Origin of the sequence: Flavobacterium sp. IMCC34518 (assembly GCF_027111095.2) — a bacterium.
In the GTDB taxonomy this organism is placed as follows: Bacteria; Bacteroidota; Bacteroidia; order Flavobacteriales; family Flavobacteriaceae; genus Flavobacterium; species Flavobacterium praedii.
This window is the reverse complement of sequence record NZ_CP114284.2, coordinates 3,653,398-3,669,196: the sequence shown is the minus strand read 5'-3', so window position 1 is coordinate 3,669,196 and position 15,799 is coordinate 3,653,398. Positions and strand designations below refer to the sequence as shown.

Sequence of the window (15,799 nt, the reverse complement as noted above, 5' to 3'; positions counted from 1 at the left end):
TATTTAAAATATTATATCTTAAGAATACATTTTCGTTCTTAATTCTTGAACTTTTTCATCGTCTAAATATTCATCAAAAGTCATGTAACGATCAATAGCACCGTTTGGGGTTAACTCCACTACACGATTACCAACTGTTTGAGCAAATTCATGATCATGAGTTGTAAAAATAACTGATCCCTTAAAGTTTTTTAATGAATTATTGAAAGCTGTAATCGATTCTAAATCCAAGTGATTCGTTGGTTCGTCTAGCATTAAAATATTAGCGCGTTCCATCATCATTCGAGACAACATACAACGTACTTTTTCTCCTCCAGATAATACTCTGCTGGTTTTTAAAGCTTCTTCTCCAGAGAAAATCATTTTCCCAAGAAAACCTCTAATAAAAACTTCATCACGTTCTTCCTCCGTTTTGGCCCATTGACGCAACCAATCAACAAGAGTATAATCATTTTCAAAAAACGAATGATTTTCAACAGGTAAATACGCTTGGTTAGTTGTAACTCCCCAATCAAATGTACCAGAATCTGGTTGTTGATTTCCGTTTAATATCTCATAAAATGCGGTAGTAGCACGTGAATCTTTGGAGAAAAGAACAATTTTATCCCCTTTGGCCATATTCAGATCTACTCCTTTAAATAAGACTTCTCCATCAATCGAAGCGCTTAAATTTTGAACATTTAAAATTTGATCACCAGCTTCGCGATCCTGATCAAAAATAATGGCAGGATAACGACGGCTCGAAGGTCTAATCTCAGAAATATTCAATTTAGAAATCATTTTTTTACGAGAAGTAGCTTGTTTAGATTTGGCCACATTTGCAGAAAAACGACGTATAAATTCTTCTAATTCTTGTTTCTTTTCTTCGGCTTTTTTGTTTTGTTGTGCACGTTGTTTCGCTGCTAATTGACTGGATTCATACCAAAAAGTATAATTCCCGGAATAATGGTTTATTTTACCAAAATCTATATCGGAAATATGTGTACAAACAGAATCTAAAAAGTGTCTATCGTGAGAAACTACAATAACTGTATTTTCATAGTTTGCTAAGAAATTCTCTAACCAAGCAATAGTTTCAAAATCCAAGTCATTGGTAGGCTCATCCATAATAAGTAAATCTGGATTTCCAAAAAGGGCTTGCGCCAAAAGTACTCTCACTTTGATTTTCCCTTCCAAATCACCCATCAAAGTATAATGATTGTCTTCAGAAATACCAAGATTCGAAAGCATTGAAGCAGCATCAGAATCGGCATTCCAACCATTCATTTCTTCAAATTGAACTTGCAACTCCCCTATTCTATCAGCGTTTTTATCATTGTAATCAAGATACAAAGCATCCATTTCTGTTTTCACAGCATAAAGAATTTTGTTTCCCATCATTACGGTTTCCAATACCGTATGTTCGTCAAACATATTGTGGTTTTGGTTTAAAACCGACATACGTTTTCCTGGTTCCAAATGAATATGACCCGAGGTTGGATCGATATCACCTGCGATTATTTTAAGAAAAGTTGATTTTCCAGCACCATTGGCTCCAATAACTCCATAAATATTTCCGTGTGTAAAGGTTGTATTTACTTCGTCGAACAAAATTCGTTTGCCAAACTGAACTGATAAATTATTGACTGTTAACATGAATGTCTTTTTATTAAAATTTTGTGCAAAAGTACAAAAAAATGTCGATTTTTTTTATTCTGAAACAAGAATTAGTTTATCCCGATAATTTAAATCATTTAAACTTACACACATTATTTATTAAACAAAAAACATTAAAACGAACAACCCTGAAATAATAAAACCTGATAACGAATCATCAGGTTTTGACTATTGTTTTCCTAAAAAAACAAGAATAATTCAAAATAAAAAAACCATATTAAAATACAAATAACCAAACTCAATCTTAACGATTATAACTTTTATTTTTGAATTGAAATTAAGCTTGAACTAACTTTTTCAAGCTATTATATACCGCTAATTCAACATCGGCATGTTCTTTAGAATTACATTTTTCCAGTAATTCATTCAATATAGAAATGTCTATATTTTGTTTTTTATTTATTTTTAACAAAAGCTGTTCCGCTAAATCATTTAAACTTTTAGACAAAGGCAATAAGGGCTGAATCAATGGCGCATTTTGACTTAGGACATTCAAATCAGAATTCATTTTGGTCCATTTATTCAAATAACCAACAACAACTCTTTCATTTTCAATTGATTTATCACTCAAATAATTTGTTACCACTTTATTAAATTCCAAAGCATCTGAGGCATCTGGAATGCAAGCATCAGCAAACAACGTAAAAGGGGAATACGTTTGATATTCTGTTCCCTCAGCATTTCTTGAATATTTTTTAAGCGGTTCACATATATTTGAAAAATCTACTAAAGATTCATTTTTTTGATTGTTACTGATATTCCTTAGCAAAGCTTCTCTGCTTTTAATATGATTTAATCCCAACTCTTCCAATCTAAAGGAGAAAACATTCATTCTTTTGCGTAAGCTAATCATGTCTGTTACACTTTGATCAGACCATAAACGCTCTGCAATGGCGGCTGTTCTAGGCCAAATTCTGGAATCGATAGTTGTGGGAGTAACCAATTCGGACCACATGGTGGCTTCACCTCCAAGAATTCTTGCTTTTTCTTCTTCAGACAAAGTAACATTTTTAGGCATTGGATCCACTGTATAATGATCTTCAACGCCATAAACCAAATCAATATAATACCCATTAGACAATACCGTTTTGTACCCTCCTTTTACTGCATCAACAAGCGATTTTCCTGCAGGAACACCTTCATTAATCCCTTTCCAAGAATGAATTATGGCATCTTTAGACATATTTTTGGTCATGATTTCCTCCCAACCCATTAATTCTTTATTGTGCTTTTTGAGCATTGGAATCAGTTGCATGGTGAAATACGTTTGCAATTCATGGTTGTTTGCTAAATTATGTTTCTTTTTAAAAACTTGAATTGCTGGATTACTGTCCCAATCTTTACCTTCGTTTTCATCTCCACCAATGTGAAAAAATCTCCCTGGAAAAAGAGGACAAACTTCATCAAAAAACTCACTAATCAGTTGGTACGTTTTGGGATTAGAAGGATCTAGTGTTGGAGTAAAAATACCTGAATTTCTTTCGAGGTTATACGATTGAATTTGAGTGAATTTTTGCTCTTTCTCGCCCGAATTAATATTTACATCAACAACTTTACTTCCTATTTCTGGGTAAGCTGTGAGTATTGCCGTTCCGTGACCTGGCATATCAATTTCAGGAACAATCAAAATCCCTCTATCTTCGGCATATTTCACAACATTCTTTATCTCTTCTTGAGTATAATAATTCCCATCAGATGCCATTTGAATCAGTTTCGGATGTTTTTTCATTTCGATTCTCCATCCTTGATCGTCTACTAAATGCCAATGAAAAACATTCATTTTTGCAGCGGCCATCGCATCTAAATTTCTTTTTATTACATCGACTGGCATAAAATGTCTTGCAGCATCTATCATTAAACCTCTCCATGTAAATCTTGGAAAATCGGATATTTTTGAGATTGGAAAATAGAATGATTTACTATTATTTTGCACCAATTGTAGCAACGTTTCCAAGGCATGCAATGCACCAAGATCCGAAGTAGCATTAATTGTAATTTTATTTTTAGTAATATCTAATAAATAACTTTCATCTTCATACAATTCAATTTTTCCGTTATGGACACAATTAATTTGAAGTTCAGCTGAAGGAACTTCATTTAAACCTGTTACGAAACCTTGGTTAAAAAACAAACCAGTTCGACCATCCAATCGTCTCAAAAAATTAGTAGCACCACTAAAAACTCTTGAATTTGGAGCTCCAGTAATATTTACTTTGAAGTTTTTTGTTAAAGCAAAACTACCTTCTGATAAAGAAATATTTTGTGGCCAAGGCATAATATTTAATTGCTCTGTGGTAATTTGAGCATAAGATATAAAATTGGCAAATAAAAAAAGTACGATGTATTTCATTTTAATAAAGAAAGTAGATTTTGAATCTTGGTTAAAAAATCAATTGATAACAAACGCTAAACTCAAGAATTTAAACTCAGCAAAAACTTATAGTCTAGCGTTTTACTTAACAATCAAAACAAAAGTGGTATTTAGTACTCAAAACGTTTAAAAGCTTCAATGGCTTCATATTCGGCTAGTCCTAATTTATCATATAATTTGGCTGTGTTTTTATTTCGATCCTCGGCACGTACCCAAAATTCTCTGGAGTCATTACCTTGAAACATTACCCTGTCTTTTTGAGATTGATGATACAAAATAGCCTGTCTTTTTAAGAGTACTTCGTCTGGACTCAAAGGAACAGCCATATCAATTTCATGAATATCCCATTCGTGCCAAGCACCTCTATACAACCATAACCAACAATCGTTCATGAATGGTTTCGATTTTAATGCTTTCATGGCAGCAAAAATAGCATTCAAACAAACTTCATGAGTACCGTGAGGATCAGCAAGATCACCTGCAGCAAATACTTGATGAGGCTTAATTCTTTCTATGATTTCTTTTACGATTGCAATATCCTCAGGTCCTAATGGTTTCTTTTGAACCATACCTGTTTCATAAAACGGCAAATCTAAAAAATGAGTATTTTCATCTTTCAAACCGATGTATCTTGTTGCGGCATAAGATTCACGTCTTCTAATTAATCCTTTTAATTTACGAACTTCATCAGAATCATTTTGACCTTTTGCTTTTGAATTTATAAAATCTATTACGGATTGGAAGTTGATTCCAGATGTATCTTCACCAACAAAATCATTGCATACTTCGGCAAATTTGAGTGCTTCATCATCTGTAACCGCAATATTTCCAGAAGTTTGATACACTACATGCACATCATGACCTTGTTTAATCAATTTTGCAAATGTTCCTCCCATAGAAATAACATCATCATCAGGATGAGGACTAAACAGAATTACTCTTTTCTTGGCAGGATTAGAACGTTCCGGTCTATTAGCATCATCTGTATTTGGTTTTCCTCCAGGCCATCCTGTGATGGTATGTTGTAATACATTGAACATATTGATATTCAAATCATAAGATGAGCTACCCGCTGCCAATAAATCGGACATTCCATTGTTGTTGTAATCTCTATCCGTTAATTTTAGAATTGATTGATTTGTATGTTGACAAAGCCAAACAATTGCTTTGTTTTTCAATTGTTCCGTCCAAATACACTCCCCTACTAACCAAGGAGTCTCCAATCGCGTTAACTCGGATGCGGCCCCTTCGTCTAAAACGAAAGTCGTGTTGTTATGATTTTGTAGAAACGTTGCAGGTACTTCTGAACTGATATCGCCTTGAATGGTTCTTTTTATAATTGAAGCTTTATTTTGTCCCCAAGCCATCAATACAATCCTCTTGGATCTAAGAATGGTTGAAACCCCCATTGTGATAGCTTTTTTTGGTACATTTCCTATTCCATTAAAATCACCTGAAGCATCCACTTTAGTAATATGATCCAATGTTATGATTCTTGTACCAGAATTGATATGTGAACCTGGCTCATTAAAACCAACATGGCCTGTTCGACCAATTCCTAATAATTGAAAATCAAGTCCACCCGAACTTTTAATTTTCAATTCATAATCAACACAAAACTGATTTAAGTCTTCTAATGCAACTGTACCGTCAGGAATATTTATATTTTCTGGTCTAATGTCAACATGATTAAAAAGATGTTGATGCATAAAGTAATGGTAACTTTGATTACTTTCCTTTGGCATCGGATAATATTCATCTAAGTTAAAAGTAACTACATTATCAAAACTCAATCCTTCCTCCCTGTGCATGCGTACCAATTCCTGATATACTTTTATAGGTGACGAACCTGTTGCCAAACCTAAAACACATTTTTTATTTTTTTCTTGTTTGGAACGAATTAAATCTGCAATCTCTTGAGCAACGATTATCGAAGCATCCATTGAACTTTTAAAAATTACATTGTGTATTTTTTCAAAACGGGTGTCTTCAAATTGACCAGCAGGCTTGTAACTGATGTCATTAACTAAGGTTGTTGTAGTTCTCATGTTATTTATATTATGTATTTTAAATCTAGAAGAATAGTGGTTTAAATTGTAGTTAATTATTATTTTAACAAATGACTAAATACTTAGAACACTTGTTTATTTTGAATCAATACAGTAGCTGTTTTGATTTATATGTAAATTTTATTTTCTTAAAAAATAAAAATAAATTTCAATTTTAGTAAGCTATTAAAAAAAGCGATAACACTTTACAAATCGGAGCGATTGGTTATATACCCTTTGAATTAATTAAAAAAATCTTGCAACATCATTTTTCAATTTTTCTTTTTTTTATGTCCAGACAAGCTTTCACTTGTCTGGAATAAAAAATAACTAATTTAGTATTTTAGAAATTAGAATTTATTAACACCCGTGTCCCACCAAAGTCTAGTAGCTCCAGTATCAACGCCTCCTAAAAGACTAACACCTTGAGCATATCCTGCTGGGTTGGTAGTTTTCTCATTTACATAGAAATTCAATCTTCTTACAAAAGTTCCAGCAGGAATTTTTCCAGCAGAAAGATTATTTGCTGGCAAAAACAATTTTGGATATCCAGTTCTTCTAGTTTCTGCCCATGCTTCTTGTCCATCAGGAAATCCTGCAATCCATTTTTGAGTAATAATTTTTTGTAGTTTCACTTCATTTGATGCCACATCAGACCATTTAACAGTAACTAAGTTTTGTGCAACTATATTATTAGTAGCATTCAATGGATCTACATAATTAGCAGCCATCAAAACATCATCATTAGTATATGTAACAACATCTCCAACTCCTAATTGAGCAAAAGAAGTTGCAATTCCTGATTCATAAAATGACTGAGCAGAACCACCAACATTCCATCCTTTTAATGCAGCTTCAGCTTTTAAAAAATGAGATTCAGCAGCACAAAACCAAGGAATCATTCCATTTTCTACGATTGAACCAACTTGAGAAAATTGATCTGCTTTTGCAAATCTATAATCATCATTAACTAAAGTTCCCATTCTGATACCTTGATAAGTACCAATAGAAGTAGTTTTAAAATAAACGGATCTTCTAGGGTCATTATAACCATTCATAATAGATGTAATTGCACCACCTGCATTAATATCAGCCCAAGGTCCAGTATACGTTTTTACTGGATGTTCTCCTTTATAAAGCATATTATCTGCATTTGAAGTAATAACTCCATAACCTGCCAATGCTGCTTCAGCTTCAGCTTTAGCTTTTACTTGATCAATATTAGATATTCTCATTGCCAAACGTAATCTTAGTGAGTTAGCGAATTTAATCCACTTTACAATGTTTCCTTTTGCAGTTGTTCCATCAGTAGGATCATTTGCATCTGCAAAAAAGTTAACATCATTACTTGTAGCCTTAGTATTTAAGATATCAACTGCTGTTTTTAACTCTACAAAAAATTTATCATAAACTGCTTTTTGAGAATCGTAAGGAGTAGTTCCGTCTTCATTTCCAAAACCTGAATAAACAATTGGTCCATAATAATCAGTAGTCTTATGCATCGCATATACTTTTAAAATCAATGACCACGCATAAAATTGAGGATATTTATCTTTCGTTAACTTTTCAAGGTTATACGCATTAACCATCTCTTTTTGGTATTTCTGAACCCATTCAGCACCATTCCAACCATCTACAAGAGCATATGTAGAGTTGTTACTATTCCCAGCAAAATCATGAGGTGTTCCCATATAACCTGAAAAAATATCAGCATTTAGATTAAACTGAATATCACCTTGCCAGTCATCCTCAACCAAGATATACATCCCTCTCTCCATTGCCTTTATAGGAGCTTTTACTTGGTTAAAATCTTGTTCTATTTGAGTATTATCAAAATTTGCATCATTGGTATTAATATCCTCAAAGTTATTAGTACAACTGCCTAATGAAAGAGCTAAAATTGTACTTAACATTAATAATTTATTTTTCATTTGTGAGTTTTTATTGTTAATTAAAATCCTTTTATTGACTTATAAGTAATCCCGTTTAGGGCAAAATTGTTTGATGTCTAGTTTAAGTATTTCGTATTCAATCTACAAACAAAGTATCTTACAGAAACCAAAAGGTTGAGTCTTTTATATACTATTATTATTAGAAAGTTAAATTTAAATTAACACCCATGCTCCTTGTTGATGGAGCACCAAATATATCAACACCTTGCAGACCTTCGCCAGAGCTTAGAGTTACGTTTGGATCAAATGGAGCATCTTTGTAGAAAAAGAATAAGTTTTTACCAACTAGAGAAATATTAACAGCATTAAAAACAGTTTTTTTGCTGAAATCAAAAGTATAACCCAATGAAATCTCACCTAATTTTACATTTGTAGCTTTATACATGTATTCTCCTGTAGCCCCACTTCTATCACCAACTTGATTATAATAATCTTTAGCAGACATTGTTGTTACTTTCGTCCCGTCAGGTTTAACTGCATTTATAGCAACTCCACCTGCATCTCTTGCATCACCAGATGCTTTAGATACACCATAAAAATCTAACATTGATTCTGTCAAACTCATTACTTTACCACCAAATCTTCCATCAATAAGTACATTTAAGAATATTTTTTTGTATTTGAAAGTATTAGAAAAACCTAACATAAAATCAGGATTTGAACTTCCAAGATCAACAAAATCTGATTTTTGAATACGACCATCAGCATCTAATAAAATTTGTCCTTGATCATTTCTAACGATATTTTTTCCTTGAATCATACCAAATGGTTTTCCTTCTTCCAAAATATATCTATAGCTATTTGGATCCCCATTAGTTAGAACAACTATATTAGATTCATCTCCAAGAGATTTTACTGTATTTTTATTTGAAGCATAGTTCAAAGCAGCATCCCAAGAAAAGTTATCATTAGTAATTACTTTACCAGATAAAGTAATCTCAAAACCTTTGTTTTCAATACTTCCAGCATTAAATGCATAGTTTGCAAATCCTGAAGTGTTTGGTACTGGAGCAGGAGCTGTAATTAATTGGTTTCTTGTTTCATTTTTATAGTATGTGAAATCAAATCCAATTCTATTGTTAATGAATCTAAATTCTGTACCAATTTCAAAAGAATTTTGCATTTCTGGTTTCAAAGATTCCCCTGGTTTAGGTCCTACTGATGGAGCTGTGACAACACCATTAACCAAAGTATTTGTTGGTGTAGTTAAAAATGGAGTTATGTCATTACCTACTTGAGCATAAGAAGCTCTAACTTTTGCAAAACTAATTGCTTCTGGCAGTTTCACCATTTGACTAACAATAGCTGTAAGACCAACTGATGGGTAAAAGAAACTTAAATTATCAGTATTTACTAATGTTGAAGACCAATCATTTCTTCCTGTTACATCAAGAAAAAGTTCGTCTTTATATCCAAATGTGGCACTTGCAAAAACGGATTGTATTTCTTTTTTAGCCCCAACCGTTTGAGAATTTTTTGAAGTAGAAACAAAGTTATTTGTATTAAACCAGTTTGTATAGATTAATCCTTTAGAGCCAGAATCACTTACTATAGCATCATTAACTGTAGATTTTGTAATACTGGCACCGAAGTTAGCATTAAAAGAAAAATCCTCATTAATTTTTGTAGTAACTGTTCCAATTAAATCACCATATAATTGTGAACTTTCACTATCTGAATAAATATACCTACCTGTTTCAGCTGCTAAAGTTGTATTTGTACCTGCGTATATTTTTTTATCAAATATATTATACAATTTATTGTATCCAGCTCTAGTTTTGAAACTTAACCAATTATTAGCCTTATAATTTAAAGCTAAAGATGTAATTAAAGATTGGTTTTTATCTATAGATTTGTTTCTATTTTGAATCCAATAAGGATTCTGAATAATATCACTCGTTCCTGTTGGCCAGTTTTGAGTCATTATGTTTCTAGAGGGATCATAAACTTCGAAATTATTTTTATAATTATTAAAATCATTACCTCTTGGAAATAAATACACACCTGTTAATGGATTGTAATACAAAGCATTTGTTGGCTTGTTATTAATTTTTTGATCCGCAAAAGATAAAGAAGCGTCTATTGATAATTTATCATTAAACATTTTTATGCTTTGGCGAAGTCCAAAATTATTTTTTCTCAATTCATTTTGTGGTATAATACCTGAAACATTTGTATTTGCGAAAGTAAGACTAGTTGACACTTTATCAGTTCCTCCATTTACAGAAATCGAATTAATATAAGTCATTCCAGTATTATAAAAATCTTTTACATGGTCTGGAGAACTTTTTGCAGCTCCCCATGTAGTTGTAGCACCAGCATCAGCTCCATAAGAAGTTTGAAATTCAGGTAATGAAATTACATTATCTACAAAAATATTTGAGTTATAGTTTGCTGTTACTTTACCTTCTTTACCTTTTTTAGTTGTTACCAAGATAACACCGTTTGCACCTTGACTACCATATAAAGCAGATGCCGAAGCTCCTTTAAGAACTGTCATCGACTCAATATCATCAGGATTCATCATAGATATTGCATCTCCTCCATCTCTATTTCCACCAGCGGTATCACCAAAAACACCGTTTCCTTGTGCTGAAGAAGAATTTAACAATGGAATACCATCAATTACATACAAAGGTTGATTACTTGTTGCTGATGAATTTCCACGAATTGTTACTTTAACTGACCCTCCGGCTCCAGAAGAACTTTTACCTACAATTAAACCCGCTACTTTACCAGATAAACTGTTCATAAGATTCGCATCTTTAACACGAGTTACTTCGTCCCCTTTTAACTCTTGTGCAGCATAAGTCAAAGACTTTTTAGATTTCTTGATACCTAATGAAGTTACTACTACTTCGCTCAATGCAGTTGAAGATTGCGAAGTCAATTTTACTTGAATTTCAGATGACTCTCCCACTGTTATAGTTCTTGAGTCATATCCAACATAGGAAATCACTAATCTCGAACCGACACTTGCATCGATAGTAAATTTACCATCGAAATCTGTAGAAGTCCCATTTGAATCTCCCTCTACTTTAACATTTGCTCCCGCCACTGCAGTGCCAGTTGCATCAGAAACAAAACCCTTGATTGTTTTCACTTGAGCAAGGGAAACCTGCGCAGTGAAAAGAACCATTACGATTAAAAAAACTTTTCTCATTTTAAATTATTTTTGTTAGTTATGGTGTAAATTTATCGTTAACGTTTTCACAAAAAAAAAAAATTAAACCAACAGCATTGTTTTTTAAACCAACGACATGTTTTTTTCAATATTACGTTTTTCGAAAACGTTTTCATCACTTTATTTTTAATCGATATTCGATATTTTTAGATTTTTATTCAACAAATAAGCATTTTTAATAACAAAATGATTATTGTTGCAAAATATATACGAATTAACAATTGACTTTTAAAAGTAAAACATCTAAATGAAAAAAATCAATTTTCAAATTAAACTAAAATACCATCTTTGGTTTTGGATTATTTATTTCCTTCTTAACTTTTTGCGTTGGGGAGCTTATTTCAATGATTACAGCTACTCTTTAAAATCCAATTTGATTGAATTTGCACTTCATATTCCTTTAGTATATTTCAATTTGTTTATACTTGTTCCTTTGTTTGTTTTAAAGTCAAAATATTTTAAATACACCTTATCACTAATCTCAAGTTTAAGTGTGGTTTATTTATTTAAAACCGGTCTAACTTACTTTATTATTTCAAAAAATATTTGGCCAGAAGCCAACCGTGATTATAAACCCTTTGAAATTAATCATATTGTTGCAGTTTGTATTGGTGAATTATATGTTTTGGCTATAGCCACATCCATTTATTTAATGCTAACTTGGTTAAAAGAAAGAGAACGTAATAAATCAATATTAGAGAATCAGAATAAAATAAAATTGAAATATTTAAAAAACCAAATTCAACCACATTTTTTCTTTAATACGTTAAATAATCTCTACGCTCTTTCATTAGAATCTTCAAATAAAGTCCCAGATGTAATTATTAAACTTTCAAAACTAATGGAATATGTGTTGTATGACATTGAAAACACAAAATATGTTCCATTAATAAACGAAATTGATTACATTCAAAATTACATCGAAATAGAAAAACTTAGATTTGAAAATGTTGAAGTTTCCATAAACTTAGAATCCAATATCGATAACATAACCGTACCGCCATTACTTTTTATTTCACTAATAGAAAATGCGTTTAAACATGGAGGATTAAACAACGAAAATCTCAAGATAAAAATTAATTTTCGAATCATTAAATCCAACCTAGAATTTGAAATAATAAATAATTTTGTAATTTCACAACCTGTAAAATCCAAAAAAGGAATTGGATTATCAAATACAAAAAAACGACTCAAACTCATTTATAAAAATGATTTCATCATAACTCAAATGATTAAATTTAATTTTTATGTTATTAAAATACAAATACCTTTAAATAATGAAGATTAAATGCGTACTAATTGATGACGAACCTTTGGCAATAAAAGTTTTGCTCAATTATTTTGAAAATTTTTCTGATTTTGAAGTATTGGCAACGTTTAATAATTCATTGGATGGATTAGAATTTATAAATTCCAATAAAGTAGATGCAGTTTTTCTTGATATAAATATGCCAATGATGACTGGATTTGAATTAATCCGATTACTTGAAAACAAAACACGAATAGTAATAACTACTGCATTTAGAGAATTTGCTGCCGAAAGTTACGACCTCGAAGTATTGGATTATTTAGTCAAACCTATTCCATTGCCTCGCTTTATAAAATGTATTCATAAAATTGAAGGAGAATTCAATTTAAAGAATAATATAAAAACAGAAAATCATCGTGCGGAGCCGCATATCTTTATCAAAGTAGATAAAAAAATGGTGAAAATTAATATTGATGAAATCTTTTTTATCGAAGGGATGAAAGAATATATAAAAGTAGTTACCTCAGACAAAACATACATAACCCATAAATCATTAACTTCCCTTACCGAAGAATTACCAACTGAACGATTTATGCGCATTCATAAATCATACACTATTGCTTTAAACAAAGTAAAATCAATAGAAGGAAATCGAATCCAAATCTCCTCATATACCATTCCAATTGGGCGAAATTATAGTAAAGAAGTTAAAAACAAAATTCTAGAATAAGTTCTAGTTAATAATTCGTTTTATTATATAAATATCAAAGCAAATTCGCCATTTGTTGAAGAAATATTGTTGTTTATATAAAAATTAAAAACTTTATATCAGAAAATTTTTTTTTAAAACTCTTAACAAATATATTTACAGTCTTGCAGCATCAAAAATTAATAATTAACAATAAATAATTAAATTTTTAAATTATGAGTTCAGAAAATTCACAAACAAAGTGGGGTCAATTCATCCCCCTAGTTATCGTATTCTTCTTCTGGGGATTTGTAGCCGCAAGTAACGACATTTTAATTCCTGTTTTCAAAAAAGCATTTGATTTAACCCAAGGCGAAAGCCAATTGGTTGCTTTTGCATTTTATATTGCCTACACCGTTGGATCACTTATTTACATGGGCGTTTCATTTTTAATCAAAGAAGATTTAGTAAACAAAATTGGATATAAAAACGGATTGTCACTAGGGTTACTTATTTCAGCCTTAGGAACATTATTGTTTTATCCAGCGGCAAACACTGGATCTTTTGCATTAATGCTTGCAGGTCTTTTTATAGTTGGTTTGGGATTTTCACTACAACAAACAGTAGCAAATCCATTGGCAATCGCATTAGGTCCAATCAAAACAGGCTCACAACGTTTGACATTAGCTGGTGGTATCAACAATTTAGGTACAACAATAGGTCCACTAATTGTTAGTTTTGCTATATTTGGTTCAAGTACAAATTCAAATACAACTGCTAGTATTGAAAGTGTAAAAATCCCTTACTTAATACTAGGATTTGCCTTTTTATTGGTAGCAATTTTATTAAAATTTTCATCTTTACCTGAAAGACCAGCATTAATTGAAGAAACAGCATCACATGATGGAAGTGTAGTAAAAAATTCAGCTTTGCAATACCCTCAATTAGTTATGGGAATGATTGCAATATTTCTTTACGTTGGTGTTGAGGTATCTACTGCTAGTAATTTACCTGCTTATATGGAAAGTAAATTAGGATTCTTAACCAAAGATGTAGCGCCGTACATTTCATTATACTGGGCCAGTTTAATGATTGGTCGTTGGACAGGAGCCGTTGAAGCTTTTACAGAAAACATGAGTTTATTAAAAATTTTACGTTTTCTTGCTCCTTATTTAGCTTTTGGAGTGTTTTTAGCAGTAAATGCTATTGCCAAACATGATTTAACTCCTTTTTATATTTATGGATTAGTAATTTTGGTTTTAATTGCAGCTGACATGGCAAGTAAAGGAAATCCAGCCAGAATGCTTCTTATCTTTTCTTCTTTAGGTATTTTAGCTACTGTAATTGGTATGACAACAAGTGGTATGGTAAGTGTATATGCCCTTACTAGTGTGGGTTTATTTTGTAGTACATTATGGCCATGTATTTTCACTCTAGCAGTAAGTGGATTAGGCAAAAACACAAGCCAAGGAAGTAGTTTTTTAATTATGATGATAATGGGTGGAGGTTTCGTTAGTGTTTTTCAAGGTAAAATTGCTGAAATTATTGGAATACAAAATAGTTATATTGTAGGCGTTCTTTGTTTTGCTTATTTAGTATTTTATGCTTGGAAAGTAAGCAGCATTTTAAAATCTCAAGGAATTGATTTTGACCAAAAATTATCTGGAGGGCATTAGAAAAGTGTTCAGTATTCAGTTTTTTTTTAGTATTCAGTAAAATGGATACAAATAAAAATCCCATTTTGCAATTAGCAGAATGGGATTTTTTTTAGAATAAAATTTTGATTCTTTTGATTAAAATCAAATCGCTGAGAATAGCATATTTGATTTTTATATGAACCTGGTTCCAAATATAGAATTCTCATTCATTTTGGAATTAAACTTAAAAAGTCCCATTTCTAAATGAAATAGGACTTTTATTATTTAAATTTCTTCACTGATCACTTAAAACCTGATCACTGAATCTTCATCTTACTTATTCCCTTTTTCAAAATCAGCAACAAACTGAGCCAAACCAATATCTGTTAATGGGTGTTTTAATAAACCGTAAATTGCAGATAATGGACCTGTCATTACATCAGCACCAATTTTTGCACAGTTTACAATATGCATTGTATGACGAACAGATGCAGCAAGAATTTGAGTTTCATAACCATAGTTATCATAAATCAAACGAATCTCTTCAATAAGAGCTAAACCATCTGTAGAAACATCATCCAAACGACCAATAAATGGAGAAACATAAGTAGCACCCGCTTTGGCAGCCAATAAAGCTTGACCTGCTGAGAATACTAAAGTTACATTAGTTTTAATTCCTTTATCAGAAAAATATTTTGCAGCCATTACTCCCTCTTTGGTCATTGGTAATTTAACCACGATTTGTTCGTGTAAATCTGCCAATTCTTCCCCCTCTTTAATCATTCCGTCGTAATCCAGCGCATTTACTTCTGCACTTACATCACCTTCAACCAAATTACAGATGTCTACATAATGTTTTAAAATGTTGTTTTTTCCTGTAATTCCTTCTTTAGCCATCAAAGATGGATTAGTCGTAACTCCGTCTAAAACGCCTAATGCTTGTGCTTCTTTAATTTGAGCTAAATTAGCTGTGTCAATAAAAAATTTCATAATATATTTATATTTAATTGTGTG

General features: G+C 31.6%; 9 protein-coding genes. 3 read left to right on the top strand and 6 right to left on the bottom strand.

Translation table 11 applies throughout. From position 1 onward, the window contains the following. Positions 1-18 precede the first annotated feature (18 nt). The 5 genes from OZP06_RS15745 to OZP06_RS15725 form a co-directional block, all read right to left on the bottom strand. Positions 19-1,635, bottom strand: a complete 1,617-nt coding sequence (locus OZP06_RS15745; protein ID WP_281323954.1) for an ABC-F family ATP-binding cassette domain-containing protein — start codon at positions 1,633-1,635, stop codon at positions 19-21. Between the two features lie 298 nt (positions 1,636-1,933). Then, positions 1,934-4,006: a beta-N-acetylhexosaminidase gene (locus tag OZP06_RS15740; protein ID WP_269222707.1), complete on the bottom strand. Its 2,073-nt coding sequence runs from the start codon at positions 4,004-4,006 to the stop codon at positions 1,934-1,936. A 131-nt stretch (positions 4,007-4,137) separates the two neighbouring features. Next, on the bottom strand, positions 4,138-6,075 hold the full coding sequence (nagB, locus tag OZP06_RS15735) for a glucosamine-6-phosphate deaminase (protein ID WP_269222706.1): 1,938 nt from the start codon (positions 6,073-6,075) through the stop codon (positions 4,138-4,140). Positions 6,076-6,425: 350 nt separating this feature from the next. Then, on the bottom strand, positions 6,426-8,006 hold the full coding sequence (locus OZP06_RS15730) for a SusD/RagB family nutrient-binding outer membrane lipoprotein (protein ID WP_269222705.1): 1,581 nt from the start codon (positions 8,004-8,006) through the stop codon (positions 6,426-6,428). A 160-nt stretch (positions 8,007-8,166) separates the two neighbouring features. After that, on the bottom strand, positions 8,167-11,190 hold the full coding sequence (locus OZP06_RS15725) for a SusC/RagA family TonB-linked outer membrane protein (protein ID WP_269222704.1): 3,024 nt from the start codon (positions 11,188-11,190) through the stop codon (positions 8,167-8,169). A gap of 268 nt (positions 11,191-11,458) precedes the next feature. Between OZP06_RS15725 and OZP06_RS15720 the strand changes: the two genes are divergently transcribed. From OZP06_RS15720 to OZP06_RS15710, 3 genes are all read left to right on the top strand, one after another. Then, a complete protein-coding gene (locus OZP06_RS15720; protein WP_269222703.1) occupies positions 11,459-12,499 on the top strand; it encodes a histidine kinase in 1,041 nt (346 codons plus the stop codon). Next, positions 12,489-13,190 carry a LytTR family DNA-binding domain-containing protein gene (locus OZP06_RS15715; RefSeq protein ID WP_269222702.1) on the top strand — a complete coding sequence of 234 codons (702 nt, stop codon included), beginning with the start codon at positions 12,489-12,491 and terminating at the stop codon, positions 13,188-13,190. The genes OZP06_RS15720 and OZP06_RS15715 overlap by 11 nt, the downstream gene beginning before the upstream one ends. Positions 13,191-13,384: 194 nt before the next feature. Then, a complete protein-coding gene (locus OZP06_RS15710; RefSeq protein ID WP_269222701.1) occupies positions 13,385-14,824 on the top strand; it encodes an MFS transporter in 1,440 nt (479 codons plus the stop codon). A gap of 294 nt (positions 14,825-15,118) precedes the next feature. Here OZP06_RS15710 and fsa read toward each other — a convergent pair whose 3' ends face one another. Beyond that, entirely contained in the window at positions 15,119-15,775 is a 657-nt protein-coding gene (fsa, locus tag OZP06_RS15705) for a fructose-6-phosphate aldolase (RefSeq protein WP_264564496.1), read from the bottom strand. Between the last annotated feature and the right edge of the window lie 24 nt (positions 15,776-15,799).

Bases quoted from the DNA above. Each gene is read 5' to 3' on its own strand.
- OZP06_RS15725 (WP_269222704.1), bottom strand. From the start codon at position 11,190: ATGAGAAAAGTTTTTTTAATCGTAATGGTTCTTTTCACTGCGCAGGTT.
- OZP06_RS15715 (WP_269222702.1), top strand. From the start codon at position 12,489: ATGAAGATTAAATGCGTACTAATTGATGACGAACCTTTGGCAATAAAA.
- OZP06_RS15710 (WP_269222701.1), top strand. From the start codon at position 13,385: ATGAGTTCAGAAAATTCACAAACAAAGTGGGGTCAATTCATCCCCCTA.
- OZP06_RS15730 (WP_269222705.1), bottom strand. From the start codon at position 8,006: ATGAAAAATAAATTATTAATGTTAAGTACAATTTTAGCTCTTTCATTA.
- OZP06_RS15745 (WP_281323954.1), bottom strand. From the start codon at position 1,635: ATGTTAACAGTCAATAATTTATCAGTTCAGTTTGGCAAACGAATTTTG.
- OZP06_RS15740 (WP_269222707.1), bottom strand. From the start codon at position 4,006: ATGAAATACATCGTACTTTTTTTATTTGCCAATTTTATATCTTATGCT.
- nagB (WP_269222706.1), bottom strand. From the start codon at position 6,075: ATGAGAACTACAACAACCTTAGTTAATGACATCAGTTACAAGCCTGCT.
- OZP06_RS15720 (WP_269222703.1), top strand. From the start codon at position 11,459: ATGAAAAAAATCAATTTTCAAATTAAACTAAAATACCATCTTTGGTTT.
- fsa (WP_264564496.1), bottom strand. From the start codon at position 15,775: ATGAAATTTTTTATTGACACAGCTAATTTAGCTCAAATTAAAGAAGCA.